The sequence below is a fragment of the Actinomadura hibisca NBRC 15177 genome (genome assembly GCF_001552635.1).
In the GTDB taxonomy this organism is placed as follows: Bacteria; Actinomycetota; Actinomycetes; order Streptosporangiales; family Streptosporangiaceae; genus Spirillospora; species Spirillospora hibisca.
Genome location: NZ_BCRO01000043.1, coordinates 104,784 through 130,593, shown reverse-complemented (window position 1 = coordinate 130,593; position 25,810 = coordinate 104,784). Strand labels below are relative to the sequence as shown.

The 25,810-nt window shown below is 74.0% G+C and carries 21 protein-coding genes; 14 read left to right on the top strand and 7 right to left on the bottom strand.

Annotated elements, in window-relative coordinates:
- Window positions 1-538 precede the first annotated feature (538 nt).
- From AH6_RS21570 to AH6_RS21560, 3 genes are all read left to right on the top strand, one after another.
- A complete protein-coding gene (locus tag AH6_RS21570) occupies window positions 539-1,003 on the top strand; it encodes a hypothetical protein (protein ID WP_067482632.1) in 465 nt (154 codons plus the stop codon).
- A complete protein-coding gene (locus AH6_RS21565) occupies window positions 1,000-1,311 on the top strand; it encodes a transcriptional regulator (protein ID WP_067482630.1) in 312 nt (103 codons plus the stop codon). Before AH6_RS21570 ends, AH6_RS21565 begins: the two co-directional genes overlap by 4 nt.
- Window positions 1,312-1,400: 89 nt before the next feature.
- Complete coding sequence (locus AH6_RS21560) at window positions 1,401-2,267, top strand: oxygenase MpaB family protein (protein WP_067482628.1); 867 nt, start codon at window positions 1,401-1,403, stop codon at window positions 2,265-2,267.
- On the opposite strand, the gene AH6_RS21555 is transcribed toward AH6_RS21560, so the two are convergent.
- Window positions 2,264-3,478 (bottom strand): L,D-transpeptidase, encoded by a 1,215-nt coding sequence (locus AH6_RS21555; RefSeq protein WP_067482626.1) that lies wholly within the window; start codon window positions 3,476-3,478, stop codon window positions 2,264-2,266. The genes AH6_RS21560 and AH6_RS21555 overlap by 4 nt on opposite strands.
- A 182-nt stretch (window positions 3,479-3,660) precedes the next feature.
- The gene (locus tag AH6_RS21550; protein ID WP_067482624.1) at window positions 3,661-4,008 is read right to left on the bottom strand and encodes a DUF3159 domain-containing protein; all 348 of its coding nucleotides are present in this window, start codon (window positions 4,006-4,008) and stop codon (window positions 3,661-3,663) included.
- Window positions 4,009-4,218: 210 nt separating this feature from the next.
- Here AH6_RS21550 and AH6_RS21545 point away from each other — a divergent pair, with 210 nt between their 5' ends.
- From AH6_RS21545 to AH6_RS21520, 6 genes are all read left to right on the top strand, one after another.
- Entirely contained in the window at window positions 4,219-6,675 is a 2,457-nt protein-coding gene (locus AH6_RS21545) for a sensor histidine kinase (RefSeq protein WP_245679405.1), read from the top strand.
- Entirely contained in the window at window positions 6,672-7,346 is a 675-nt protein-coding gene (locus AH6_RS21540) for a response regulator (RefSeq protein WP_067482620.1), read from the top strand. Before AH6_RS21545 ends, AH6_RS21540 begins: the two co-directional genes overlap by 4 nt.
- Before the next feature lie 39 nt (window positions 7,347-7,385).
- A complete protein-coding gene (locus AH6_RS21535; protein WP_067482619.1) occupies window positions 7,386-7,799 on the top strand; it encodes an OB-fold nucleic acid binding domain-containing protein in 414 nt (137 codons plus the stop codon).
- 143 nt (window positions 7,800-7,942) lie between these two features.
- Entirely contained in the window at window positions 7,943-8,773 is an 831-nt protein-coding gene (locus AH6_RS21530) for a DUF3159 domain-containing protein (RefSeq protein ID WP_083983308.1), read from the top strand.
- Between the two features lie 335 nt (window positions 8,774-9,108).
- Window positions 9,109-10,911, top strand: a complete 1,803-nt coding sequence (locus AH6_RS21525) for a tetratricopeptide repeat protein (RefSeq protein WP_067482617.1) — start codon at window positions 9,109-9,111, stop codon at window positions 10,909-10,911.
- Window positions 10,908-12,356: a GlnX family signal transduction membrane protein gene (locus AH6_RS21520; RefSeq protein WP_067482615.1), complete on the top strand. Its 1,449-nt coding sequence runs from the start codon at window positions 10,908-10,910 to the stop codon at window positions 12,354-12,356. Before AH6_RS21525 ends, AH6_RS21520 begins: the two co-directional genes overlap by 4 nt.
- Before the next feature lie 64 nt (window positions 12,357-12,420).
- Here AH6_RS21520 and AH6_RS21515 read toward each other — a convergent pair whose 3' ends face one another.
- On the bottom strand, window positions 12,421-13,080 hold the full coding sequence (locus AH6_RS21515; protein WP_067482613.1) for a potassium channel family protein: 660 nt from the start codon (window positions 13,078-13,080) through the stop codon (window positions 12,421-12,423).
- Complete coding sequence (locus AH6_RS21510) at window positions 13,080-13,745, bottom strand: potassium channel family protein (protein ID WP_067482611.1); 666 nt, start codon at window positions 13,743-13,745, stop codon at window positions 13,080-13,082. Before AH6_RS21510 ends, AH6_RS21515 begins: the two co-directional genes overlap by 1 nt.
- Before the next feature lie 196 nt (window positions 13,746-13,941).
- Here AH6_RS21510 and AH6_RS21505 point away from each other — a divergent pair, with 196 nt between their 5' ends.
- The 4 genes from AH6_RS21505 (at window position 13,942) to AH6_RS21490 (ending at window position 19,953) form a co-directional block, all read left to right on the top strand.
- Window positions 13,942-15,999 (top strand): APC family permease, encoded by a 2,058-nt coding sequence (locus tag AH6_RS21505; RefSeq protein WP_067482609.1) that lies wholly within the window; start codon window positions 13,942-13,944, stop codon window positions 15,997-15,999.
- Window positions 15,992-17,326 (top strand): class I SAM-dependent RNA methyltransferase, encoded by a 1,335-nt coding sequence (locus AH6_RS21500; protein ID WP_067482607.1) that lies wholly within the window; start codon window positions 15,992-15,994, stop codon window positions 17,324-17,326. The genes AH6_RS21505 and AH6_RS21500 overlap by 8 nt, the downstream gene beginning before the upstream one ends.
- Window positions 17,327-17,476: 150 nt before the next feature.
- The gene (locus tag AH6_RS21495) at window positions 17,477-17,947 is read left to right on the top strand and encodes a GNAT family N-acetyltransferase (protein ID WP_218005898.1); all 471 of its coding nucleotides are present in this window, start codon (window positions 17,477-17,479) and stop codon (window positions 17,945-17,947) included.
- A gap of 320 nt (window positions 17,948-18,267) precedes the next feature.
- Window positions 18,268-19,953 carry an MFS transporter gene (locus tag AH6_RS21490; protein ID WP_083983303.1) on the top strand — a complete coding sequence of 562 codons (1,686 nt, stop codon included), beginning with the start codon at window positions 18,268-18,270 and terminating at the stop codon, window positions 19,951-19,953.
- Between the two features lie 3 nt (window positions 19,954-19,956).
- On the opposite strand, the gene AH6_RS21485 is transcribed toward AH6_RS21490, so the two are convergent.
- From AH6_RS21485 to fxsA, 3 genes are all read right to left on the bottom strand, one after another.
- A complete protein-coding gene (locus AH6_RS21485) occupies window positions 19,957-20,559 on the bottom strand; it encodes a hypothetical protein (RefSeq protein WP_067482602.1) in 603 nt (200 codons plus the stop codon).
- Window positions 20,556-22,511 carry a tetratricopeptide repeat protein gene (locus AH6_RS21480; RefSeq protein WP_067482600.1) on the bottom strand — a complete coding sequence of 652 codons (1,956 nt, stop codon included), beginning with the start codon at window positions 22,509-22,511 and terminating at the stop codon, window positions 20,556-20,558. The genes AH6_RS21485 and AH6_RS21480 overlap by 4 nt, the downstream gene beginning before the upstream one ends.
- Before the next feature lie 140 nt (window positions 22,512-22,651).
- Window positions 22,652-22,864: an FxSxx-COOH cyclophane-containing RiPP peptide gene (gene fxsA, locus AH6_RS21475; RefSeq protein WP_067482598.1), complete on the bottom strand. Its 213-nt coding sequence runs from the start codon at window positions 22,862-22,864 to the stop codon at window positions 22,652-22,654.
- Window positions 22,865-23,266: 402 nt separating this feature from the next.
- Here fxsA and fxsT point away from each other — a divergent pair, with 402 nt between their 5' ends.
- Window positions 23,267-25,810 (top strand): FxSxx-COOH system tetratricopeptide repeat protein, encoded by a 2,544-nt coding sequence (gene fxsT / locus AH6_RS21470; RefSeq protein ID WP_245679402.1) that lies wholly within the window; start codon window positions 23,267-23,269, stop codon window positions 25,808-25,810.

Genomic DNA, 25,810 nt, shown 5'->3' with positions numbered 1-25,810 from the left:
GCGGGCTGAGGTCGCTGGTCGAGTGCAGAGCGCGGGGTTGAGGTCGCTGGTCACGCGCAGAGCGCGGGGCTGGGGTCGGTGGTCATGTGCAGGGCACGGGGCTAGCGTCTTTGGGCACGCGCGCAGCGCGGGCTGAGGTAGTGGCGCGGAGCGCTAAACGCGGAGCGTGCCTTTAACGCGGAGCGTGGCTCTTGCGCGGAGCGTGCCCTTCAGCGCGGAGTGCAGGCTTGGCACGAAGCGCAGGGGCAGCGCAGGGGCAGCGCAGGGGCAGCGCAGGGGCAGCGCAGGGGCAGCGCAGGGTCAGCGCAGGGTCAGCGCAGAACACAGACTCGGCCCGGAGCGCGAGCTTGAGGTCGTTGGGCGCGCGGAGCGCGGGGCCGGTTGCGGGTCACGTGCAGGGCGCAGGCTGAGGTCGTCGACCAGGTGCAGAGCGCAGGCCGAACACCAGCTCAGTCAGGCCCCACCATCTACTTTCCTGTGGGGAAAGTAGATGGTACTTTCTCTGCAGGAAAGTACTCCTAGCTCCCCCAGGAGAACCATGGACGCCCAGCAAGCCCACCGCGCCCTCCAAGAAATCCACGACCGCGAGCAGCAGACCCTCGCCGCCGCCTACCCCCGCCTCCCCTGGTGGGCCTACCTCAACCGGTTCCTCTTCTTCGTCGCCCTCGGCATCATGGGCGACCTCGGCACCTACAGCGGCAAGCCCGTCCTCTTCGCCGTCCCCCTGGCCATCCTCCTCGCCTACGGCTTCGTCGAAGGACTCGTCGAGCGTCGTACCGGTGTCCGGCATCGCCTAGGACGCCACCCCCGGCCCGGCGCCGCCGTCATCAACGTCGTGGAGGTCGCCGTATTGCTGGCGGTCTACATCGGCGTGATCGTCCTGACCTGGCTCCTGGACCTCCCCGTCCACTCCACCCTGGCCGGCATCGCCGCCGGTGTCGCCGCCGTCGGGACCATGTACTGGTTCCAGCCCGCCCGCTACGTCGAGCGGTCGCGCCGGTGAGCGATCCCTCGTTCAACGAGTTCCTCCACGTTCCCGCGCGGCTCTCTATCGTCGCCCTGCTCGCCCCCGCGCAGTGGATGGAGTTCCGCGTCCTCCGCGACGCCCTCGATGTCAGCGACTCCTCGCTCTCCAAGCAGGTCAGCGCCCTCCAAGAGGCCGCCTACGTCGAGGTCCGCAAGGAGCGCATCAGCAGCGGGCGCAGCACCCGCGTCCGCCTCACCCCACTGGGACGCCAGGCGTTCGCCGAGCACGCGGCCGCCCTGCAGCGGATCGTGGACGCCGCCGGGCGGGTGCCGGTCCAGGAGTGATCCACGTCTACGCACGGCGGGGTTGCAAGTAATCACTTACTTGGGCATCGTGGTCCTGGCATCGCATCCCACCCGTCACGGAGGCCCCCATGGCAGCGACCGGAGCCGCCCGCAACCTACCCGAGTCCGCCGCCCCCGCGCCGGAGCGACTGCCCGACATCGCCCGTGACGGAGCGACGGGATTCGCGCTCGCCGCCGCCGGTGCCAACGTCATCATGCAGCTCTCGCGACTGCCGGTCGGGCACGGCGTCGCCAAGAGCACCGTGGAGAGCGGCCGCATCGACAAGCGTCCCCTCAAGCGGCTGCGCACCACCCTCAGCTACATCATGGTCGCCATGCAGGGCACCCCCGCCGAGCAGGACGTCATGCGCCAGGAGACCAACCGGTCGCACCGGCAGGTCCGCTCGGCCCCCGGCGACGCCGTCCGCTACAACGCCTTCGACCGCGAACTCCAGCTCTGGGTCGCCGCCTGCCTCTACTGGGGCACCGAGGACGTCTACATCAAGCTCTACGGCCGGCCCACCGAGAAGCAGCGCGACGAGTTCTACCGCCACGCCGCCCGCTTCGGCACCACCCTCCAGGTCACCGACGACATGTGGCCCGCCGACCGCGCCGCCTTCGACGAGTACTGGACCAAGGGGCTGGAGCAGGTCCACATGGACGACCTCACCCGCGCCTACCTCTACCGCTTCTCCGGCCTCGGCTTCCTGCCCACGCCGTTCCGCCTGGCCTTCGGGCCGCTGCACCGGTTCCTCACCACGGGGTTCCTGCCCGAGCGGTTCCGCGAGGAGCTGGGGCTTCCGTGGAGCGCGCGGCACCAGCGCCGGTTCGACGCCTTCTGCCGCGCGTCGGCCCAGGTCAACCGCGCCCTGCCCCGTCCGGCCCGCGAGTTCCCCTGGAACATCTACCTGTGGGACGTCCGCCGCCGCGTCCGCACCGGCCGCCCGATCGTCTAGCGGATCGGCTTCTTCAACGCGCCGCCCGCCATCCAGCTCGACCACGGCATCTGCCAGTAACCCCAGCCGTTGTACCACTCCAGCGACCGGTCGGTGCCGGTCACCACGACCACGTCGCCCCGCTGCGTCTGCCCGTAGAACCACTCGGCGAACGCGGGCGAGGCGTTCACGCACCCGTGGCTGACGTTGGCGCGGCCCTGCTGCCGGACCGACCACGGCGCGGAGTGCACGTACTCGCCGCTGCTGGAGATCTGCACCGCATGCCGGACCTTCAGCTTGTAGTAGCGCGGGTCGTTCTCGTCCTTCACGCCCATCCAGCCCGACGTCATGACGACCGGGTCGCCCTTGCCCATCGTCAGGTGCACGCCGCTGGTGGTGGTGTAGGCGCGGGTCCCGCCCTTGCCCGCGCTGATGCCCACGGTGCGCACTCGCGTGCCGTTCACGCGGACGGTCATGCGGTGCCGCCGCACGTCCACCACGCTGATCCGGGACGGCCCGACGCGGAAGCCCCCGGTCGCGCCGTCGGCCCCGTACACCCCGGGCGCCGACCGCACCCCCGCCGTGTGCGCCAGCAGCGTCACCCGCTGCCCCGACGGCCAGTACCGGCGCGGCCGCAGCACCACCTGGCGCGGGTCGGTCCAGCTCCAGGCGGCCGGGACGCGCCGGCTCATCCGCACCTCCAGCGCGCGCTCGACCGCCGCCCGGTCGGCGATCGGCCGGTCGAAGGTGACGATCAGCGGCATCCCGACGCCGACCGTCTCGCCCGGTTGCGGCGTGATGTCGGCGATCCGGAACGCGGCGGCGGGCCGCAGGGTGGTGAAGCGGCCGGTGGCGGCGGTGGGCGCGCCGTCCTCGCCGGTGCCCGCGGCCGTCACGGTGTAGGAGGTGCCGGGCCGCAACGCCCAGCGGGTGCGCCAGGTGCGGCGGTCGGCCGACAGGCGGCCGGGCGCGACCGCGCCGCCGCCGCGCACCACCACCTGCTTGAGGACGCCGCGCCGGGCGGTGACGGTCACGCCCCGGTCGGGCCGCGCGCGGGCGGCCCCGGTGACGGGTTTGATCACGATGGCGGCTGGAGTCGCGGCGGGCCCGTCGGCCCGCGCGGGCGCGCCGGACCCGCCGTCCGGGCCGTCCCCGCCGCCGCACGCCGCCAGCGCCAGGACGGCCGCCGCCAGCGCGGCCAGGGATCGCCAGGGGCCGGGGGAGTGCAGCATCGTGTCCTCGTGATCGTCCTGTAGTCATGCACGCACGGAAGGTGATGTCCCCTGGCAAGGTAGATGTTGATCGCGTCCCGGTGGAGCGAGCCGCGGAACTTCGGACGTCTCGATTGGGTGACGGCGGGCATGGGGAACGCCCCTGGGCCGGGCGGCGCGGGGGCGTTCGGTGTGGAGCAGGGTCAGGCGTCGCCGGCCGACGCGGCGGCGGAACGGGCGCGGCCGCGCTTGGCCATCAGCACCGTCCACGCCACCAGCGCCCCCACGACCACCAGCGGCAGCACGCTGTTGGCCAGCACCATCTGGTCGGTGGGCAGCAGGTAGGTCAGCTCGACGCGCGCGGCGGCCTCCAGCAGGAACGCCCCGCCCCACACGCCGGTCAGCAGGTACTGGGTGCGGCGGAACCCGGCGTACCGCCACAGGCCGTTCCAGTACGCCAGGCCCTCGGCGGCGCGATCGTGGACACCATCCGCGCCCCCGCCCTGCCGCCCGAACTCCGCCCGCCCGGCTGGTCGCTGCCCGACCTCCACGCCGCCATGGGGGAGGTCTACCGGCACCTGGGCCCGCCGGTGCAGACATACGTGCGGCAGGTCCTGGCCGATCTGGGGTGAGGGACCGGTCCAGGGCAGGAACGGACACTTTGCTAGATTTCGCCGCAGGGGGAGGCGATCACCGTGGGCGGGCGGGGCACGTTGCGCATCTACCTCGGCGCCGCGCCCGGCGTGGGCAAGACCTACGCCATGCTCGGCGAGGGCCACCGGCGGAGCGAGCGCGGCACCGACGTCGTGATCGGCTACGTCGAGACCCACGGCCGCCCCATGACGGCGGCCATGGCCGAGGGGCTGGAGATCGTCCCGCGCCGCGAGCCCGTGCACCGCGGCTCCGAGTTCACCGAGCTGGACGTGGACGCGGTGATCGCCCGCCGCCCCCGCGTCGCGCTGGTGGACGAGCTGGCCCACACCAACGTCCCCGGCTCCCGCAACGCCAAGCGCTGGCAGGACGTCGAGGAGATCCTGAACGCCGGGATCGACGTCGTCTCCACCCTCAACGTCCAGCACCTGGAGTCGCTGAACGACGTCGTGGAGCGCATCACCGACGTCCGCCAGCGCGAGACCGTCCCCGACGAGGTGGTGCGCCGCGCCGACCAGATCGAGCTGGTCGACATGGCCCCCGAGGCGCTGCGCCGCCGCCTCGCGCACGGCAACGTCTACGCCCCCGAGAAGATCGACGCCGCGCTCGGCAACTACTTCCGCCTCGGCAACCTCACCGCCCTGCGCGAACTGGCGCTGCTCTGGCTGGCCGATCGGGTGGACGAGGCCCTCGCCCGCTACCGCGACCAGCACGGCATCACCCGGCCGTGGGAGGCCCGCGAGCGCGTCGTGGTCGCGCTCACCGGCGGTCCCGAGGGCGACACCCTGGTCCGCCGCGCCGCCCGCGTCGCCGCCCGCGCGGGCCGTGCCGACCTGCTGGCGGTGCACGTCGCCCGCAGCGACGGCCTGCGCGACGACGCCCGGCCGCACGCCCTCGACCGTCAACGCGTCCTGGCCGAGGACCTGGGCGGCAGCTACCACCAGGTGCTCGGCGACGACGTGGCGACCGCGCTGCTGGAGTTCGCCCGAGGCGTCAACGCGACCCAGATCGTGCTGGGCTCCAGCCGCCGCCGGGGCTGGCAGTTCGTGCTCGGGCCCGGCGTCGGCGCGACCGTCGCGCGCGAGGCGGGCGACATCGACGTGCACCTGGTCACCCACGAGCGGGTCGGCAAGGGCCGGGGCCTGGTGGAGCTGGCGGGCAGCCCGCTGTCGCGCCGCCGCCGGGGCGGCGGCTGGGCGCTGGCGCTGCTCGGGCCCGTCCTGCTCGCGGCGGGGCTGCGCGCCGGGGAGCCGCCCGGCCTCGACACCGACGTGCTGCTGTTCCTGGCGCTGACGGTCGGCGTCGCACTGGTGGGCGGGTTGTGGCCCGCCGTGGCGGCGGCGGTCGCCGGATTCCTGCTGCTCAACTGGTTCTTCACCCCGCCGGTGCACACCCTGACCGTGGACGAGCCGCAGAACGCCTTGGCGCTGGCGGTGTTCGTGGCCGTCGCGGTCGCGGTGTCGTCGGTGGTGGACCTCGCCGCGCGCCGCTCCCGCCAGGCCGCGCGCAGCAGCGCCGAATCCGACGCGCTGCGCCTGCTGGCCGCCAGCGTGCTGCGCGGCGAGCAGGCGCTGCCCGCACTGCTGGAACGTGTCCGCGAGACGTTCGCGGTGCGCGCGGTCGCCTTGCTGGAGCGCCGCGACGGCGCTTGGCGGTGCGTGGACTCCACCGGCCCCGACCCCGCGACCAGGCCCGACGCGGCCGAGGCCGTCGCCGAGGTCGGCGCGGAATCGGTGCTGGTGTTGTCGGGCCGGGTGCTCCCGGCCGCCGACCGGCGCGTGCTGACGGCGTTCGCCGCGCAGGCCGAGGCCGTGCTGGAGTGGCGCAGGCTCGCCGAGGAGGCCGCCCGCGCCCGCCGCCTCGCCGAGGGCGACAAGATCCGCACCGCCCTGCTGGCGGCCGTCTCCCACGACCTGCGCACCCCGCTCGCCGCGATCAAGGCCGGAGTCGGCAGCCTGCGCGCCACCGACGTGCGCTGGGAGCCCGAGGACGAGGCCGAACTGCTGGCGGCCGTCGAGGAGTCGGCCGACCGGCTGGACGGCCTGATCGGCAACCTGCTGGACATGAGCCGCCTCAGCACCGGCGTGGTCACCCCGCTGATCCGCGCCGTCGCGGTGGAGGAGGTGCTTCCGGCCGCGCTCGCCGGGGTGCCCGCCGACCGCGTGCGGGTCGCGGTGCCCGAGACGTTGCCGCCGGTGCTGGCCGACCCCGGGCTGCTGGAGCGCGCGGTCGCCAACGTGGTGGAGAACGCCGTCCGGCACAGCCGCGAACCCGTCCTGATCACCGCCGGGCAGGCCCCCGGCGGCCCCGACGGGCCGGGCGGCGTCGAGCTGCGGGTCGTCGATCGCGGGCCCGGCGTGCCCGATGATGCCAAGGACACGATGTTCGCGCCGTTCCAGCGGCTCGGCGACGCGCCGCAGGGCACCGGCGTCGGCCTCGGCCTCGCGGTCGCCCGCGGCTTCGCCGAGGCGGTCGGCGGGGCCCTGCGCGCCGAGGACACCCCCGGCGGCGGCCTGACCATGGTGTTCACGGTGCGGCCGGCGGCCGCGCGGGAGGAGGAGCGGTGACCCGCGTCCTGGTGGTGGAGGACGAGCCGCAGCTCGTCCGGGCGCTGCGGATCAACCTGCGGGCGCGCGGCTACGAGGTGGACGCCGCCCCCGACGGCCGCGCCGCCCTGGACCTGGCGGCCCGGCACCGCCCCGACGTGGTGCTGCTGGACCTCGGGCTGCCCGACCTGGACGGCACCGAGGTCATCCGGGGGCTGCGCGGCTGGCTCAGCGTCCCGATCATCGTGCTGTCGGCGCGGGACGCCTCGGCCGACAAGGTCCGCGCGCTGGACGAGGGCGCCGACGACTACGTGACCAAGCCGTTCGGCATGGACGAGCTGCTGGCCCGGCTGCGCGCCGCCGTCCGCCGCGCCGCGCCCGCCGAGGAGGCCGCGGTGGTGCGCACCGACGCCTTCACCGTGGACCTGGCCGCCAAGAAGGCCGTCCGCGACGGCGCCGACGTGCGGCTCACCCCCACCGAGTGGCACGTCCTGGAGGTGCTGGTCCGCAACGCCGGACGGCTGGTCGGCCAACGGCAGCTGCTGCGCGAGGTGTGGGGCCCCTCCTACGAGAAGGAGACCAACTACCTGCGGGTCTACCTGGCCCAACTGCGCCGCAAGCTGGAGCCCGACCCGGCCCGCCCCCGGCACCTGATCACCGAGCCGGGCATGGGGTACCGCTTCGAACCCTGACCGGTTCGATTCGTACCGGGATGCCTTAAGGTTCCAATCATGGACGAGGTACCGGCCGAGAGCACGCCGGGGACGGGCACCGAGACGGAGCGCGGCGGCCTGCGGCGCTTCCTGCGGCGCATGACGTCGAGCAGGGCCGAGATGGAGGCCGAGGAGCTGCAGAAGTCCAGCGGCCGGGAGGGCGCGACCCCCATCACCGCCTGCGGCGCGCGGCAGCGCCACTGCGTTGCCGGTACGCTACGGACGGTGACCCTGCGGCCGCGCGGCGGCGCCCCGGCGCTGGAGGCCGAGCTGTACGACGGCACCGACGTGATCAACCTGGTCTGGCTGGGCCGCCGGAAGATCGCCGGCATCGACCCGGGGCGCCGGCTGCGCGCCGAGGGGCTGGTCAGCGTGCAGGACGGCCGCAAGGTCATGTTCAACCCCCGGTACGAGCTGCGCGGCGGTTCGTGAGCGGTCGCGGCACGGCCGGGGGCGACAGGGACGACGAGGCGATCAGGGGAGGCCGCGTGGGCGCGGACAGGACACCCGCCGCGGCGAAGACCGCCCAGGGCGAGCAGACCGGGACGGCCGGGCAGCCTGAGACGGCTGAGACGATCGGGCAGGACGGGACGGCCGGGGCCGCCGGGCAGGCCGGACCCGCCGGGCAGGCCGAAGCGGCCGGACAGGCGGGGGCTGCCGGGCAGGCAGGGGCCGCTGGGCACGCCGGAGCCGTCGGCGCGGACGGCGTCGAGAGCGGCGCGGAGACCTCCGGTGCGGCCGGGGGGCCCGGCAAGGACGCGCACGACACCGTCGAGGCGGCCGTCCGGGCCCAGCTCAGCAAGGCGCTCGGCGGCGTCCGGGGGATGATCGAGGCCGCGGTCCCCACCATCGCCTTCACCGCCACGTTCGTGGCCACCAAGCACGTGCAGACCGCCGCCATCGCCGGTGTGGCCGTGGCGGTGCTGCTGCTGGTGGTCCGGCTCGCCCAGAAGACCAGCGTCCAGTTCGTGCTGAACAGCCTGCTCGGCATCGGCATCGCCGCGTTCTTCGCGCTGCGCTCGGGCAAGGCCGAGAACGCCTTCCTGCCCGGCATCTACCTCAACGCCGCCTACGCGGCCGGGATGTTCCTGTCGATCCTGGTGCGCTGGCCGGTGGTGGGCTTCATCATCGGCTCGGTCACCGGCGACCCGACCGCCTGGCGCAACGACCCGGGCATCGTGCGGCTGTGCCAGCGGCTGACCTGGCTGCTGCTCGCGCCGTGCCTGCTGCGGGTGGCGGTGCAGTACCCGATCTGGCTGGCCGACGGCGACCAGAGCGCGCTGCTGGGCACCGCCAAGATCGTGATGGGCTGGCCGCTCCAGGTGGCGGCGCTGGCCGCGATGGTCGCCCTGCTGGCCCGGGGCCGCACCCCGCTCCAGCGCACGGCCGCCTCCGCCGACGGCTGACCCGCCGCGCAGGCCCCCTTGGCTGACCCGCCGGGCTGATCCGCTCGGCTGACCTGCTTGGTCGGCCTGCGGCGGCTGGCTCGCTCGACTGTCCCGCCGCCCGGCTGGCCCGCTTAGCTGGCCCGTCCGGCGGGCGTGACGGCTGGCCCGCTCGACTGGCAGGCCCGCCCGGCTGACCCGCCGCGCCGGTCCGTCCGGCGGGTGTGGCGGCGGGGGCGGGGTGGCCTACTGCGGTCGCGTGCTTCCTTGACGGCCTGACGGACCGTTACCGTCGTCCCAGGTGTGCCGGGAAGTCTGGTCGGCGAGCGTTGTCCGCCTGCCCTCAGGAGGCCGCGATGTCCGCCCGCCCGCACCCGCCTTCCCTGCCCTCCCCACCGGTTTCCGGCCTGCTGTCGGCCATCCTGAGCGACCCGCACGTGCCCGAGGACCGCCGTTTCTGCGGTGGGTGCGGCGCGCCCGTGGGGCGCAGCCGTCCCGGCCACATCGGGCGCAGCACGGGCTACTGCGGTGGTTGCGGCGTCCGCTTCTCGTTCGTGCCCAAGCTGGGGTCCGGCGACCTGGTGGCCGGGCAGTACGAGGTCGCGGGCTGCCTGGCGCGCGGCGGCCTCGGCTGGATCTACCTGGCCCGCGACCGCAACGTCCACGACCGCTGGGTGGTGCTGAAGGGCCTGCTCAACTCCGGCGACGCCGACGCGCTGGCCGCCGCGGCCGCCGAGCGGCGCTTCCTCGCCGAGATCGACCACCCCGGCGTGGTGCGCGTCCTCAACGTCGTGCGGCACGGCGACGCCGTCTACACGGTGCTGGAGCACGTCGGCGGGCGCTCGTTGCGCGAGCTGACGCTGGAGCGGCGGCGGGCCACGGGGGCCTCGCCGCCGCTCCGGCAGATCATCGGCTGGGCGCTCCAGGTGCTGGCCACCCTCGGTGACCTGCACGACCGGGGGCTGCTGTACTGCGACTTCAAGCCCGCCAACGCGATCATGACGGGTGACCGGCTGCGGCTGATCGACCTCGGCGGGATGCGCCGCGCGGACGACGACGACAGCCCCGTCTACGGCACCGTCGGGTTCCAGGCGCCCGAGGTGGAGGAGGCCGGGCCGTCGGTGCGCTCCGACCTATACACGGTCGCGCGCACGATGGCGGTGCTGGCGTTCGAGTTCCCCGGGTTCAGCGGCCGGTACCGGTACCTGCTGCCCGAGCGGGACCGGGTGCCGGTGCTGGCCCGGCACGAGTCGTTCGACCTGCTGCTGCGGCGGGCGACCCATCCCGACCCGGGGCTCCGCTTCGGCTCGGCCGCCGAGATGGCCGAGCAGCTCGACGCCGTGCGGCGCGAGGTGCTGGCCGCCGAGGACGGCGTGCCCCGGCCCGCCGCGTCCGCCCGCTTCGGCCCCGAGCCGCACCCGCCGGGGATCGGCTCCCTCCAACCGCCTCCGGCCGCCGCGCTGGCCAAGGGACTGCCCGCCGCCCTGGGGGCCGGGGGCGGCTGGCGGGAGGAGTGGGAGCGGGGCGTCCAGGAGCTGCGGGACGGCCGTCCCGCCCGCGCCGCCGAGCGTTTCGCGCAGGTCAGGGCCACCCTGCCCGGCGAGGCCGCGCCCCAGCTCGCGCTGGCGTACTGCGCCGAGCTGCGCGACGATCCCGCCGCCGAGCGGCACTACGAGCGGGTCTGGACCACCGGCCGCGACCATTTCGGCGCGGTCTTCGGGCTGGCCCGGACCCGGACCGCGCGGGCCGACCGGGACGGCGCGGTGCGCGCGCTGGACACCGTGCCCGCCGGGTCGGCCCACCAGCGCGACGCGCAGATCACCGCGATCCTGGTCCGGCTGCGGCACCGTGATCCCCGGCACGTCGGCCTGGCCGACCTCCAGGACGCCGACCGCCGCCTGTCCGCCCTCGATCTGCCGTCGCGGCTGCGCGGCAGGCTGGCGATCCTGCTCCTGGAGACCGCGCTCGGCCACCTCCGGGAACGGAACGTCGCCCCGCCAGCGGCGGCCCGGCTGCTGGGACGGAAGCTGATCGAACCGGACCTGCGGCGCGGGCTGGAATGGTGGCACCGGGAACTGGCCGGAAGAGCCGGGACGCGCGGCGAACGCCTCCGCCTGATCGAACGGGCCAACGCCCTGCGCCCCAGGACGCTGCTGTGAAGGCCCTCGCGAGCCCGACACCCGACGAGGGCTGGGACCTGCCCGAAATCCTGCCCCCGTCCGCCCGCCGCGCCTGGTCCGTGCGCGGGCGGCTGTGGACGCTGACGCTCCTGGCCGCGCTGCTGGCGGTGTCCGTGAGCGGCGGCCTCGTCCTGGGAGCGGAACGTTTGCGCACGGCCGCGCAACGGGCTCAGCAGGCCGCCGCCCAGACGTTCGCCGCCACCGATCTCTACGGCTCGCTCGGCGCGCTGGACTCCCGCCTGGCCGAACTGTCGCTGGTGGGCCGCGAGCCGATCGGCGGCGGGCCGGACGCGGCGCTGCGCGACTTCGAGGCCGCACGCGGCCGCGCCGTCGCCGACCTGGGCCGTCTCACCGCCGCCGCGCGCACCGCCGAGGACCGCCGCGAGCTGCGCGGCATCGCGGACGGGCTGAGCCGCTACACCGCCCTGGCGGGCCAGGCCGTCGCGCTGGACCGGCAGGCCGCCCATCCGGCGGGCCGCCCGCCCGCGCCGGTGCTGGAGCGGCAGCGCGAGGCCACCGACCTGATGCACCGGACGCTGCTGCCCACCGTCCAGCGGATGATCAAGACCGCCGCGGCGCGGGTGGACCGGGCCCACAGGGAGGGGGACGCCGGAGCGGACGCCGCCCTGCGGACGGCGATCCTGGCGGGGATGGCGCTGGTCGTGGTGCTGGTGGCGCTCCAGATCCTGCTGGCGCGCCGCCACCGCCGCCTGCTGAACCCGGCGCTGGCGCTGGCCTGCGTCGTGGCGGCGGCGTTGCCGCTGGTGGGGGCGGCGCAGCCGACCGCCGAGCGGGCCCGTCTCCGGGACGTCCGGACCGAGGCGTTCGTCCCGGCGCTGGAGCTGGCCGAGGTTCGCGCGATCGGCCGCGACGCCTTCGGCGACCAGAGCCGCGCGATTATCGACCCGGCCCGCGAGGCCTACCACCGGCAGGAGTTCAGGGCCAAGAACCGGCAGGTGGCCTGGGCGCGCGTCGGGGCGGGCGAGGACGTCACGTCGGCGCTCCACCGGGCGCTGGACGAGAACATGGGCGGCGGGCCGCCGGAGTTCGGCGGGCGGCTGGGGGCGGCGCTGAACGTCCCGGCCCGTCCGGGCGGCCAGGCGCTGGCCGACGACGTGCTGGCCAAGCTGCGCGTCTATCTGGACCGGGCCGCCGCCTTACGGGTCCTTCCGCAGAGGAATCCGTCGTCCCAGGCCGAGCTGCTCGTCGCCGACGTCTCCTGGGGAGAGGGCTACGCCTTCGAGCGCTACGACGTCGCGCTCACCGACCTGCTGACCTTCCACAACCGCCACTACCAGGCGTCCGTCGCCGCCACCGAAGACCATCTGCGCGGCCACATTGGCGGCCCCCTGTGGGCGGGGGCCGCCGTGCTGGTGCTGCTGCTGGTCGGGTTGCGTCCGAGGCTGGCCGAATACCGGCGCTGAACGGGCCGAGGCCGCGCCCCCCCGGGTCCCTGGGGGCGCGGCCTCGATCGTCCAACGGCGAGCGTCAGCGGCCGCCGAGCAGCTCGGCCAGCTCGTCCTCGACGTCCTGGCTGGCCACGAACATCAGCTCGTCGCCCGGCTCCAGCGTGTCGTCGGGGGTGGGCACCAGCACCCGGCCCTCGCGCAGGATCGCCACCAGCGCCGTGTCGCGCGGCCAGGCCACCGACCCGACCCGCTCGCCGCCGAGCGGCGCGTCCTCGGGCAGCGTCAGCTCCACCAGGTTGGCCTCGCCCTGCCGGAAGGTCATCAGCCGCACCAGGTCGCCGACGCTGACGGCCTCCTCGACCAGCGCCGACAGCAGGCGCGGGGTGGACACCGCGACGTCCACGCCCCACGACTCGTTGAACAGCCACTCGTTCTTGGGGTGGTTGATGCGGGCCACCACCCGGGGCACCCCGTACTCGGTCTTGGCCAGCAGCGACACCACCAGGTTGACCTTGTCGTCCCCGGAGGAGGCCACCACCACCTGGCAGCGCTCCAGCGCGGCGTCGTCCAGCGAGGCGATCTCGCAGGCGTCGGCCAGCAGCCACTCGGCCCGCGGCACCATCTCCACCTTGATGGCCTTGGGGCTCTTGTCGATCAGCAGCACCTCGTGCCCGTTCTCCAGCAGCTCCTGGGCGATCGAGCGCCCCACCGCGCCGGCCCCGGCGATCGCGACGCGCATCAGGCGCTCTCCTCCGTCCGCGCGGCGACCGCCGCGTTGATCCGGTCCAGGTCGTCGGCGCGCGCCATGATGTGCACGATGTCCCCGTCCTGGACCACCGTGTCGGCGCCCGGCACCAGCGCCTCGCCCATGCGGCTGAGGAACGCCACCCGGGTGCCGACGGCCTCCTCCAGCGCCGCGACGCGCGCGCCCACCCAGCGCGTCCCGGCGTCCAGCTCGGCCAGCACGACCTCGCCGGTCGGGTCGCGCCACAGCGGCTCGGCGCCCTCGGGCAGCAGGCGGCGCAGGATCTGGTCGGCGGTCCAGCGCACCGTCGCCACGGTGGGGATGCCGAGGCGCTGGTAGACCTCGGCGCGCCGGGGGTCGTAGATGCGCGCCACCACGTTGTCGACGCCGAAGGTCTCGCGCGCCACCCGGGCGGAGATGATGTTGGAGTTGTCGCCGCTGGAGACGGCCACGAACGCCGACGCCTGCTCGATGCCGGCCTCGGCGATCACGTCGCGGTCGAAGCCGAACCCGGTGATGCGCCGGCCCTTGAACCCGCTGCGCAGCCGGCGGAAGGCCTCGGGGCTCTGATCGATGATGGCCACCGAATGGCCCTTGTCCTCCAGGATGTGGGCCAGGGTCGACCCGACCCGCCCGCACCCCATGATCACGATATGCACGGCCAATCCTTCCCCGGGAACCCGAGGATCACCAGGTTCCAATGATCCTTGCCGGGCTGCAAAACTACACATCCGCCCAGGCAAGTACTACCCAAGCAGGCTTCCGACCAGGCGGGAGGAGCGTTCCCGCAAAGGGCGCGTCAGCCCGGCGGGGCCGGAAAAGGACCGTCCGGGGCAAGGGTTAGAGTCTCCTTTCGTGTCGAAGGCTCCGGATCTAGCAAAGCGCCTGCTCCTCGGGCGCGCGCTGCGCAGCGCCCAGCAGCACGAGCAGCTGCTGCCCAAGCGGATCGCGCTGCCCGTCTTCGCCAGCGACGCGTTGTCGTCGGTGGCCTACGCGCCCCAGGAGATCCTGATCACCCTGGGGATCGCCGGCCTGGCGGCCTACAAGTACACCCCGTGGGTGGCCGGGGCCGTCGTGGTCATCCTGCTCACCGTGGTGGCCTCCTACCGCCAGAACGTGCGCGCCTACACCAGCGGCGGCGGCGACTTCGAGGTCGCCAGCGTCAACCTCGGCCCCAACTGGGGCGTGGTGGTGGCGAGCGCGCTGCTGGTGGACTACGTGCTGACGGTGGCGGTGTCGGTCTCCTCGGCGGTCGACAACCTGGGGGCCTTCCTCGGGTTCGTGCGCGAGCACCAGGTGGCCTCCGCGCTGATCATCGTGGTGATCCTGACCGTGCTGAACCTGCGCGGGCTCAAGGAGTCGGGCGTGGCGTTCGCCATCCCGACCTACCTGTTCATGTTCGGCGTCTTCTCGATGCTGGTCTGGGGCTTCGGGCGGCTGCTGCTGGGCGCCGACCTGGAGGCCCCCACCGCGCACCTGGAGGTGCGGGGCGACGAGATGGGCGTCGGCGGGCTCGCGCTGATCTTCCTGCTGATGCGGGCGTTCGCCTCCGGCTGCGCGGCCCTCACCGGTGTGGAGGCCATCAGCAACGGCGTCCCGGCGTTCAAGAAGCCCAAGGGCCAGAACGCCGCCACCACGCTGCTGCTGCTGGGCGTGCTCGCGATGACGATGTTCTGCGGCGTCACCGCGCTCGCCTACATCACCGACGCCAAGTTCGCCGACCCCACCCACGGCAGCCGCCTGATCGACCCGGCGACCGGCCGCGACGTGTCCGAGCAGGACCCGGTCGTGGCGCAGGTCGCGCACACGGTGTTCAGCAACTTCACCCCGATGTTCGGGTTCGTCACGCTGATGACGGCGCTGATCCTGGTGCTGGCCGCCAACACCGCCTACAACGGCTTCCCGGTGCTCGGCTCGGTGCTGGCGCAGAGCCGCTACCTGCCGCGCCAGCTCCACACCCGCGGCGACCGGCTCGCCTTCAGCAACGGCATCATCATCCTGGCCACCATGGCGGGCCTGCTGATCTACGCCTACGGCGCCGACGTCTCCAAGCTGATCCAGCTGTACATCGTGGGCGTGTTCGTGTCGTTCACCGTCAGCCAGACCGGCATGGTGCGGCACTGGAACCGGCTGCTGAAGACCGCCGCCGACCCCGCCCAGCGGCGCGAGATGCACCGCGCCCGCGCGATCAACGCGTTCGGCCTGTTCATGACCGGCACCGTGCTGATCGTCGTGCTGGTCACCAAGTTCACCCACGGCGCCTACATCGTGTGCATCGCGATGCCGGTGCTGTTCCTGCTGATGAAGGCGATCCGCCGGCACTACGACCGGGTCGCCGACGAGCTGGTGCCCTCCGGCGAGGACGTGGCGCTGCCGGCCCGCAACCACGCGATCGTGCTGGTCTCCAAGGTCCACAAGCCCACGCTGCGGGCGCTGGCCTACGCCCGCGCGACCCGGCCGTCCACCCTGGAGGCGGTCTCGGTCGCGGTGGACGCCGAGGAGTCCCAGCGCCTGCAGGCCGAGTGGGACGCCCTGGACGTGCCGGTCCCGCTGAAGATCCTCGACTCCCCGTACCGGGAGATCACCCGCCCGGTGCTGGAGTACGTCAAGAGCGTGCGCCGCAAGAGCCCGCGCGACGTGGTCACCGTGTTCATCCCCGAGTACGTGGTCGGGCACTGGTGGGAGCAGCTCCTGCACAACCAGAGCGCGCTGCGGCTGAAGGGCCGCCTGCTGTTCCAGCCGGGCGTCATGGTGACCAGCGTCGCCTGGCAGCTGCACTCCTCCGACCGGCTGAAGGGCCGGCTGGAGCCGCCGGGGCCGGGCGCCTCGCGCCGCCCGCCGCGCGTCCTGCCGGGCAGGGACGGCGCGGACGGTCCACCCGCTGGTGGCGGTATCGTTTCGGACCGTGACTGATCTCGGACCCGACGACCTCCTCGAACTCGAAGTGGGCAACGTCGCCAACGGCGGATTCTGCGTGGCCCGGCACGAGGGCCGGGTGGTGTTCGTCCGGCACGCCCTGCCCGGCGAGCGGGTCCGGGCCCGCGTCACCGACACCACCAAGAACTTCCTGCGCGCCGACGCCGTGGAGATCCTGGAGGCGTCCCCCGACCGCGTGCAGCCGCCCTGCCCGTTCGCGGGCCCCGGCCGGTGCGGCGGCTGCGACTGGCAGCACGCCTCGCTGGCGGCGCAGCGCCGCCTGAAGGCCGCCGTCGTGGAGGAGCAGCTCCAGCGGGTGGCGGGCATCACCCGCACCGTCGTGGTCGAGGAGGTCCCCTACCCCGAGGACGCCGAGGTGGCCCCGCCGCCCGGCCTCGGCTGGCGGACCCGCGTGCAGTTCACCGTCGAGGACGGCATGGTCGGCCTGCGCAAGCACCGCTCGCACGACATCGAGCCGGTGGACGAGTGCCTGATCGCGCACCCCGGCGTGGAGATGATGGGCATCGAGCGCAAGCGCTGGCCCGGGGCGTCGTCCGTCGAGGGCATCGTGTCGGCCGCGACCGGCGACCGGCTAGTGGTGCTGCGCGGCCGCCGCAAGACGCGCGTGCCGCACCTGGACGTGCCGGTCCGCCTGGTGCGCGGCAAGCCCGAGCCGGGCGCGAGCCTGCCGTACGTGCGCGAGCAGGTGTCGGGCCGCCTGTACCAGGTGAGCGGCAGCGGCTTCTGGCAGGTGCACCCCGGCGCGGCCCAGCTGCTGGCCGACGCGGTGGTGGAGGCGCTGGAGCCGAAGCCGGGCGACATCGCGCTGGACCTGTACTGCGGCGTGGGCCTGTTCGCGGGCGTCCTCGCCGACAGGGTGGGCCGCGACGGCCTGGTGGTGGGGATCGAGTCCGACGGCCAGGCGGTGCGCGACGCGAAGTTCAACCTGCGCGACCTGCCGCAGGTGGCCGTGGAGCGCGGCGCCGTCGAAGAAGTGATCAAGGACCTGGAGTTCGGCCGCGCCGACTCCACCGACCGCACCCAGGCCAAGCGGGGCGGCGGCCACCACCGGGGCACCAAGGTGCGCGGCGCCGACATCGTGGTCCTGGACCCGCCCCGCGCGGGCGCGGGCCGCGAGGTGGTCGACCGCATCGCCCGCGTGGCCTCCCGCAAGATCGCCTACGTGTCCTGCGACCCGGCGACCCTGGCCCGCGACCTGGCCTACTTCAGCGAACGCGGCTGGACGCTGGAGACGTTGCGCGCCTTCGACGCCTTCCCGATGACCCAGCACGTGGAGTGCCTGGCCACCCTGGTCAAGGGCTGACCCACCCCCCTGCTGGACAGGACTGCTACGCACCGCTGCCCCGGAACGGCCCGCCCGTTCCGGGGCAGCGCGCGTCAGGCCGCCCGTGGCATGGTCGCCGCGCGCAGGGCGGGGTGAACCTTCGCGGGGTGGGGCCGTAGCGTCGGGGGCATGATCGATTACGAGGTTCGGGCGGCTCGGGCCGAGGATGCCGAGGCCATCGAGAAGCTCGACGGGTCCTTCACCACCGGCACCGTCTTCCAGGTGACCTGGGACGGGGACGGGTTCGCCTTCCGGGAGACGCCGGTCGACCCGCCTCTCGTCAAGGTCTTCCCCGAGGACGAGGGCGGGGACGGGGAGGTCGGCGGGCCCACCTTCGTCGCCGTCGCGGACGGTGCGCTGGCCGGGTTCGTCGTCGTCTCCTACTCCGCCTGGAACCGGCGGCTCGTCGTCGAGGACATCGAGGTCGCGCCGGAGCACCGGGGGAAGGGCGTGGGGCGCGCTTTGATGGGGCGCGCCGTCGAGTTCGCCCGTGAGTGCGGCGCCGGGCATCTGTGGTTGGAGGTCAGCAACGTCAACGCTCCGGCGATCCATGCGGCGGATGGGTTTCGTCTTCTGCGGGCTGGACACGGCTCTCTATGAAGGGACCGTTTCCGCGGGCGAGCAGGCCCTCTTTATGAGAATGTCGTGTCCGAGCGGTGACGGATAGTTGTCGGCGGGGTGGGCGCGGGATTTCCGGGGCTGGGGCCGGGTAGACCTCTTGCAGGGCTGACCTGCGCTTTTGTCGGTGCGGCGCGCCGGTCTGGCCGAATCCCCACCTGTGGACGGACCGGGCCAGTACGCTGCGGCCTACCCGGGTCAGCGTTACCCAACGTGGCGAGCAGGCGTGGGAGCAGCCGGGGTCAACCTCCGGTGTCGCCATCGCGTCTAAGAGGTTCCGCACTGGGAAAGGTGGCCGGTCCATGGTCCGCGTCCGACCCATGGACGCTCCGGCGGGGTCGCTGCCGCCGGACTTCACCCGGTTGTGGCGCGGTACCGCCCTCTCCCAGTTCGGGGCGACCGGGACCGTGTTCGCCGCGCCGCTCCTGGCGCTGGCCGTCACCGGGTCGGCGGTGTTCGCGGGATGGGTCACCGCCGCCGCCACCCTGCCGCGCATCCTGCTGCTGCTGCCCGTCGGCGTGCTCATCGACCGGCTGGACCGGCGCCGCATCATGATCGGTAGCCAGCTCGTGCGGGCCCTGGCGGTGCCCGCCCTGATGGGCGCGGTCCTGCTGCTGGACGCCCCGCCGGTGTTGCTGCTGCTGTGCGCGGCGGTGCAGGGCGTCTGCATCACCTTCTACAACACCGCCGAGACGACGGTGGTGCCCTCGCTGGTGCCGCGCGGCCAACTGTCGCGTGCCATGGCCCGCAACGAGGCCGGGGTGCACGCGGCCGACCTCGTCGGGCGGCCGGTCGGGGGGCTGCTGTTCGGGGTGGCGCGCGGGCTGCCGTTCCTGGTGGACGCGTTGGCCGCGCTCGTCGCGGTCCTGTCGGTGGTCCGGATGCGCACCCGCGCCTTCCAGCCCGCCCGGCCCGGACCCGCCGGGCTGGCGGGGTTCGCCGGGCTGACGCGGGAGCTGGGGGAGGGCATGGCCTTCCTGTGGCGGCACCGCTTCCTGCGCCGCGTCATGGTCGTCTGCGCCGTCACCAACTTCCTGTTCCAGACGCTGGGGCTGCTGCTGATGGTGCTGGCCAAGGCGCAACACCTGCCCAGCGCCGCGATCGGCGTGCTGTTCGCGGCCTCGGGCATGGGCGGGCTGCTGGGGTCGCTGGTGGCGCCCCGGCTGTTGCGGCGGGCCGGGGGACCCGCTCGGATGATCATGATCTGCGTGTGGGGCTGGCTGGCGCTGCTGCTCCTGCTGGTGGCGCTGGACCACGCGGTCGGCCCGGCGCTGCTGCTGGCGGCGCTGCCCGTGGTGTGGGGCGGCATCAGCTTCGTCGGCGCGCACATGAACGTCGCCCTGGCCGTCGTGCAGACCACCGAGGTGCCGCGCCGCCTGCTGGCCCGGGTGATGAGCGCCAACCGGTTCTTCACCGGGGGCACGATCCCGCTCGGCGCGATGTTCAGCGGTTACCTGATCGCCATGGCGGGGGTGCGGCACGCGCCGGGGGTGCTGGCGGCGGTGGTGGCGGTGCTGGCGGCGGTGCTGACGGTCCGGACGGCGCGGTGGCCGGTGCTCGCGGCGCGGGCGCGGGTGTGGGCCGTGGGACGCCGGTCGGCCGTCGCGCTGTGGACGACCGCGCGCCGGCTGGAGATCGGCCTGTGCTGGGCGGGGACGCGGTTCCCCACGGGAGCGCGGCGGGCCGCGACGGCGGTGCCGCTCATGGTGGTGCTGCTCGCGTCCTCGGTGCTCGCCCTGCTCGCGCGGCCCCGTGCCGATCGGCTGACGGTTCATCCACCGGCGGATCCACGCCAGCGTGCTCTTCCGGAACGGAGCGCGAGCGACGGCGGTCGAGCGGCCGTTGGGTCTCCTGGGCCCCTCGCCACCCCGTGGAGTCCACGATGCGAACACCGGGAATCGTGGCGGTTCCGGCCGCCGGGCCGCTGTCCCCGGTCGCCGCCGCCCGGCCCGCCGGGCGCGGCGGCGACTTCACTGCCCACGGTGTGAAGATCAGCGCGGGTCCGCCGGGCGCCGCCATGGCAGTGCCCGGCGCGGCGTCGGCGCGATCTCCGGTTCGGTCGGCGGCGGCTCCTCGTGGAGTCCCTCGTGCAGGGCGTCCTCCACGGTGCGCAGGGCGGCCCGCAGCTCTTGTTCCGCGCTGGCCGGGTCGATGTCGCGGACCGACACCGCCCCGATGTATCCGAAAAGTCGGCCTGCGGTGGCGTCCAGGGCGTCGATCGCCTCCCGCGCGGACGGCGGTCCGGCCGCGCGCAGCCGCGCGATCGTCGTCGAGGCCGTGCCGTAGCCGGTGCGCGCCCGGTTCAGCAGGTCGGAGCGGGTCTGGCCGTCCAGCGGCGCGAGCCCGTCGCGCCGGGACTCCAGCAGGGCTCGGGCGACGATGCCGAAGTCGATCACCTCGCCCTGCGCCGCGGCGAGCCCGTCGGCGAGGCGCTGGTGGCGTTCGCGGTGCCGCTGGGCGGCCTGCTCGGCGGCGGCCCGCTCCCGCTCGTTGCGGACGCGCCAGCGCTCGGCCGACACGGCGAGCTGGGCCGCGGTGATGGTGCCCACGGTGGTGATCAGGCTGACCAGCACCGCGACGACGGCCGTGGTCACCCGTGCCGCTCCCGGGCCGGCAGTTCCTCCAGCAACCGCCGCGCGTCCTCCCGGCGGTGCGGCGGCAGCGGCGGGTCGTCGGCGGTCACCGCGCGCGTCGCCAGGCCCGCCGCCTCGCCCGGCTCGCCGAGCTGGCGGTGCGTGCGGGCGCCCCGGAACAGCACCTCGCCGCTGTCGGGCTCGCGGGTCACCGCCGCCTTGAACTCGCGCCGGGCGGCCTCGGCGTCGCCCGCGACCGCCTGCGCCAGCGCGTAGGCGGCCTGCGCGGACGGCGGGATCCGGCCCTCGTCCAGCAGCGCGAACTCGCGGACGGCCCGCTCGGCCGAGCGGCGGTCGCCGCGCTCGGCGCCGACCTCGGCCAGGATCTCGGCGCGCGCCCGCTTGGCCTCGGACGGGTCGTCGGCGCGGCGGACCGCGCCGTCCAGCACGGTCAGCGCGGCCTGCCGGTGCCCCGCCTCGCCCAGGATCGTGCCGAGCCAGGTCTGCACGGTGTCGTTGTGCGGGTCGCGGTCGGCGGCCCGGTGCATCCACGACACCGCCTCGTCGGGACGGCCCAGCGCCAGCGCCGCCCACCCGGCCGCCGCCAGCAGCAGGCCGACGCGGGCGCGGTCGGGCAGCGCGTCGAACAGGGCGGCGGCGGCGGAGAAGTGCCGGAGCGCGTCCCCGTGTCGGCGGCGGCGGTAGGCGATGTCGCCGAACAGCGTCTCGATCTCGGCGCGGACGCGGCCCCGGGCGTCGGGCAGGCGCGCGGCGCGCTCGGCCAGCCGGTGCGCCAGGTCGGTGTCGCCCTCGGCCAGCACGGCGGCCGCGGCGCGCACGGCGTCGGTCGCCGGGATCGCGGTGCGCGGCCACTGGCCGGTGTCCAGCCGTCGCTGGACGGCGGCGAGGCGGGGATGGCGCAGCTCGAACAGTCCGTCGCCGTCGCGGCGCGGCCTGCGGATCAGGTAGCGGTCCTCCAGGGCGTGCGCGACGGTGCCGGTGACCCGGCGGCCCTCGTCCGGGGCGGGGACGCGGTCGGGGAGGCCGCGCGTCCAGCCGTCCAGGTCGTCGGGCGGCACGCCGTATTCGGCGGCGGTGGTGGCCAGGGCGTCGGCGCAGAAGCCGCGCAGCGCGGGGTCGACGCCGTCGGCGGGTTCGGCGGGCTCGTCCCACCGGTTCCAGACGGCGGCGGCCACCGCCTGGAGGAGCACCGGGTCGACGGGGGCCGAGGGGAGCGGGGCGAGCGCGCCGACCAGGCGGTGGACGCCGCGCTCGTCGAAGCGGCGTCCGGAGCGGCCCAGCGACCGGGCGACGATCTCCACGGCGGCCGACGCGGACGGCGGCTCCAGCGGCAGCTCGGCGTAGGAGACGTCCTTGAGGCGCTTGAGGACGCGCCGGACGTCGTCCAGGTACTCCGAGCGCACGCTCACCAGCAGGTGGACGCGGGGGCGCTGGGCGAGGACGGTCAGCACGTCCTCGATGAAGCGGTGCCGGCACTGGCGCAGCGGCCCCGAGCCGCGCAGCAGGCGTTCGGCCTGGTCGATGGAGGCGAGCATCAGGGCCGGCGCGCCGTACCGGTCGGCGCCCTCGCGGCCGTGCAGGAAGGTGCCGACGGACCAGCCCGCCAGCCGCGCCGGGGATTCGTCGGGCGCCCAGGACGACAGCAGGCTGAACACGTAGGGGTTCTGCTTGGGGAGCATCGCCAGGGGACAGGCGGCCGACGCCTCTCCCGGCGGCAGCACGCGCAGGCCGCCGGAGCGCATCCGGGGGATGACGCCCGCGCGCAGCAGCGAGGTCTTGCCGACCCCGGCCTCGCCGTGCAGGACCGTGACGCGGTGGGCCTGCCACAGCTCGGCGAGCTTCGCGGTCTCGTCGTCGCGGCCGAAGAAACGGGCCTCGTCGCGCGCGCCGAAAGGGCGCGTGCCGACGAAGGGATGCGGCCGTTGCCGATGGTCTGCGAAGGCTGAGGTCATGGACGGCTCTCGGTCACCCGAAATGGCTTTTGTCGTTGGTCCGGAACGGGTGCGGGGCGCGGTGGTGATCGTTCCTCGGGCCGCCCGTGATCAGAACGCGCGCCGCCGTTCTCCGGACGACCATCCTGCCCTCTTTCCGGTCATGTCGCGACCGACGGTCCCGGCCGAATGCGGCCGTCACTGAACGCTCCGCTCTCGAAACCGGCGACCACCTCGGTGTCGGCCTGGCCGGGGTCGAGCACGTCGCGCAGCGCGTGCATGATCGCCGACCCGTCCAGCTCGTCCAGGACCTGGAGGGAGAGGTCGGAAACGTCCACGATCCCGCTCTGCTGGGGCATCGTCTGCTCTGGCATGCCGACTCCCGTCGCGCGATGAACTGACCGCAATGGTCTCTTCCGTTGTCGCCGGTTGGCAAGTCCGGGAAGGGGACGCGTGCCGTTGCTGGTTCGCCCGCGGTCCTTTCCGTCGGCGGTATATCACGCATGCGCGGAGACGGCGAGGGAAACGCCGGAAGCGGTCCCATGGGAGAGCGGCTCTCCCTTTTTCGGGCAAGCCGAAAAAGGGATAGTCATGATCGATATTTTCCGGGGCGGTCCGCTCACTATCGGCGGGGGTGGAACCGGCGTTATCGTCGATGTCCTGCAATGGCTTCCATGGCACGGCCGATCCGGTGCGCCGGGTGCTGAGGCGCGTCCCGGACCGGCGCGGCCTGCCGCGGATCGGGCGAACATCGGGCGAACGCGGAGGCGGAGCGCGTGACGGATTCGGTATCGGGCGGCATGGGTTCGTCGGCGCAGCACATCCCCCAGGTCTGGGGCCGGGTGCCACCGCGCAACAAGAACTTCACCGGCCGCGTGGACCTGCTGGCCAGCCTGCGCGGCGGCGTCGCCGACCGGCCCACCGCCGTGGTCTCGCACACCCCGCACGCGCTGCACGGCCTGGGCGGCGTCGGCAAGACGCAGATGGCGGTGGAGTACGCCCACCGCTACCGGGGCGAGTACGACCTGGTCTGGTGGATCCCCGCCGACCAGCCCGCCCTGGTGCAGTCCACGCTGGCGCAGCTCGCGCCGCGCCTGGGACTGCCGAGCCCGGCGATGACCGGCATCGAGGAGGCGGCCGAGAACGTGCTGGACGCCCTGCGCCGGGGCGACCCCTACCGGCGCTGGCTGCTGATCTTCGACAACGCCGACGAGCCCGAGGACATCAACGACATCCTGCCGCGCGGCCCCGGGCACGTGCTGATCACCTCGCGCAACCACCGCTGGGAGGGCGTGGTCGAGACCGTCCAGGTGGACGTGTTCCCGCGCGCCGAGAGCGTGGAGTTCCTCCGCAAGCGGGTCCGCCAGACCATCGGCGAGCAGGACGCCGACCGCCTGGCCGAGGCGCTGGGCGACCTGCCGCTGGCGCTGGAGCAGGCCGGCGCGCTCCAGGCCGAGACCGGCATGTCGGTGGAGGAGTACCTGCGGCTGCTGTCGGAGCGCACCCGGCAGATCCTGGACGAGGGCCGGCCGACCGAGTACCCCCGCTCCATGACCGCGGCCTGGGACCTGTCGGTCGCCACGTTGCAGGCCCACATGCCCGAGGCGATCGAGCTGCTGCGCTCGTGCGCCTTCTTCGGTCCCGAGCCGATCCCGCGCGACGTGTTCGCTCCCACCGCCGACGAGCACGTGCGGCCCGAGATGGCGCAGTTGTTGTCCGACCCGATCCGGCTCAGCGCGGCCCTCAGCCGCCTGGGCCGGTACGCGCTGGTGCGCATCGACAAGGGCAGCCGCACCGTCCAGGTCCACCGGCTGATCCAGGCGCTGCTGCGCGAGGCGCTCGACGATCCGACCCGCGCGCGGATCCGTGAGGAGGTGCACACGCTGCTCGCGGCCGCCGCGCCGGAGTCGCCCCCCGACCCCGAGACCTGGGTGCGCTACAGCGAGCTGCTGGCGCACGTGATCCCCGGCGAGGTGCACCACAACCGGCGGGCCGACGTGCGGGCCTTCGCGCTGCGCACGCTGGAGTACCTGTTCGCCTCCGGCAACTACCGCTCGACCCGCCGGTACGCGCAGCTCCTGAGCGAGCGGTGGGCGGCCGACTCCGGCGGCGAGAGCGTCGACGTCCTCAAGGTGCAGCGCCTGAGCGCCAACCTGCTGCGCGAGATGGGCCGGTACGGCGACGCCTACGAACTCGACCGGAAGACGCTGGACACGATGTCCCGGCTGCCGGAGCCCGACCAGGACGAGGTGCTGGTCCTGCGTAACAGCATCGGCGCCGACCTGCGTGCCCACGGGGAGTTCGCCCAGGCGCTCGGGTACGACGAGGAGACGTTGCGGATGCACGAAGCGCTGCTGGGCGCAGAGCACATCCGAACGTTGCGCGTGGTGAACGGCCTGGCGCTCGACCACGGCTTCATCAGCGACTACCGCACCTCGCGCCGCCTCCACGAACGCGCGTTCAAGCAGCTCCAGCTGCTCGGCCTGGACCACAACAAGATCACCACCATGGCGTTCTGGAGTGGCCTCGCCCGCGTGGTGCGCCTGTGCGGCGACTACTCCGACGCCTGCGACATCGGCGACGACGCGCACGCCTACAGCGTCGAGCAGCTCGGCGTCGAGCACCCCTGGACGCTGCGCACCGCCAAGGACCTCGCCATCGCGCGGCTGCGGTCGGGCGAGTACGAGGAGGCGCACGAGCTGGCGCTGGACGTGCACGCGCGCTGCGTCCGGCTGTTCGGGCTCGACAACCCCGACACCCTCGCCGCCGCGATCTGCCTGTCCAACGTGCTGCGCTCCATGGGCGAGATCGACGAGGCGTTCAAGCTCGCCAGCGACACCCTGCACCGCTACCCCCGCATCTACGGCCCCGACCACCCCTACCAGTACGGCTGCGCGGGCAACGTGGCGATCCTGTACCGGGTGCAGGGCGACGTCGCCAAGGCCCGCGTCCAGAACGAGGAGGCGCTGAAGGGGCTGGAGAAGAAGCTCACCCGCGACCACCACTACTCGCTGGCGGTCGCCACCAACCTGGCCAGCGACCTCGCGGAACTGGGCGAGGTCGAGGACGCGGTCGCGCTCGGACGCGGCACGCTGCGGCGGCTGCGCGAGGCGCTGGGCGATCGGCACCCGATGACGCTGGCGTGCGCGGCCAACCTGTCGGCCGAGCTGCCCCGCGTCGGCGAGGCCAAGGAGGCGGCGGAACTGCGCGCCGAGACCGAGGCGCTCTACACGGCCACGCTGGGCCTGTCCCACCGCGACGCCCAGGTGTTCCTCGAAGGCAGGCACCTGGACGCCGACTTCGACCCCTCCCCGATCTGA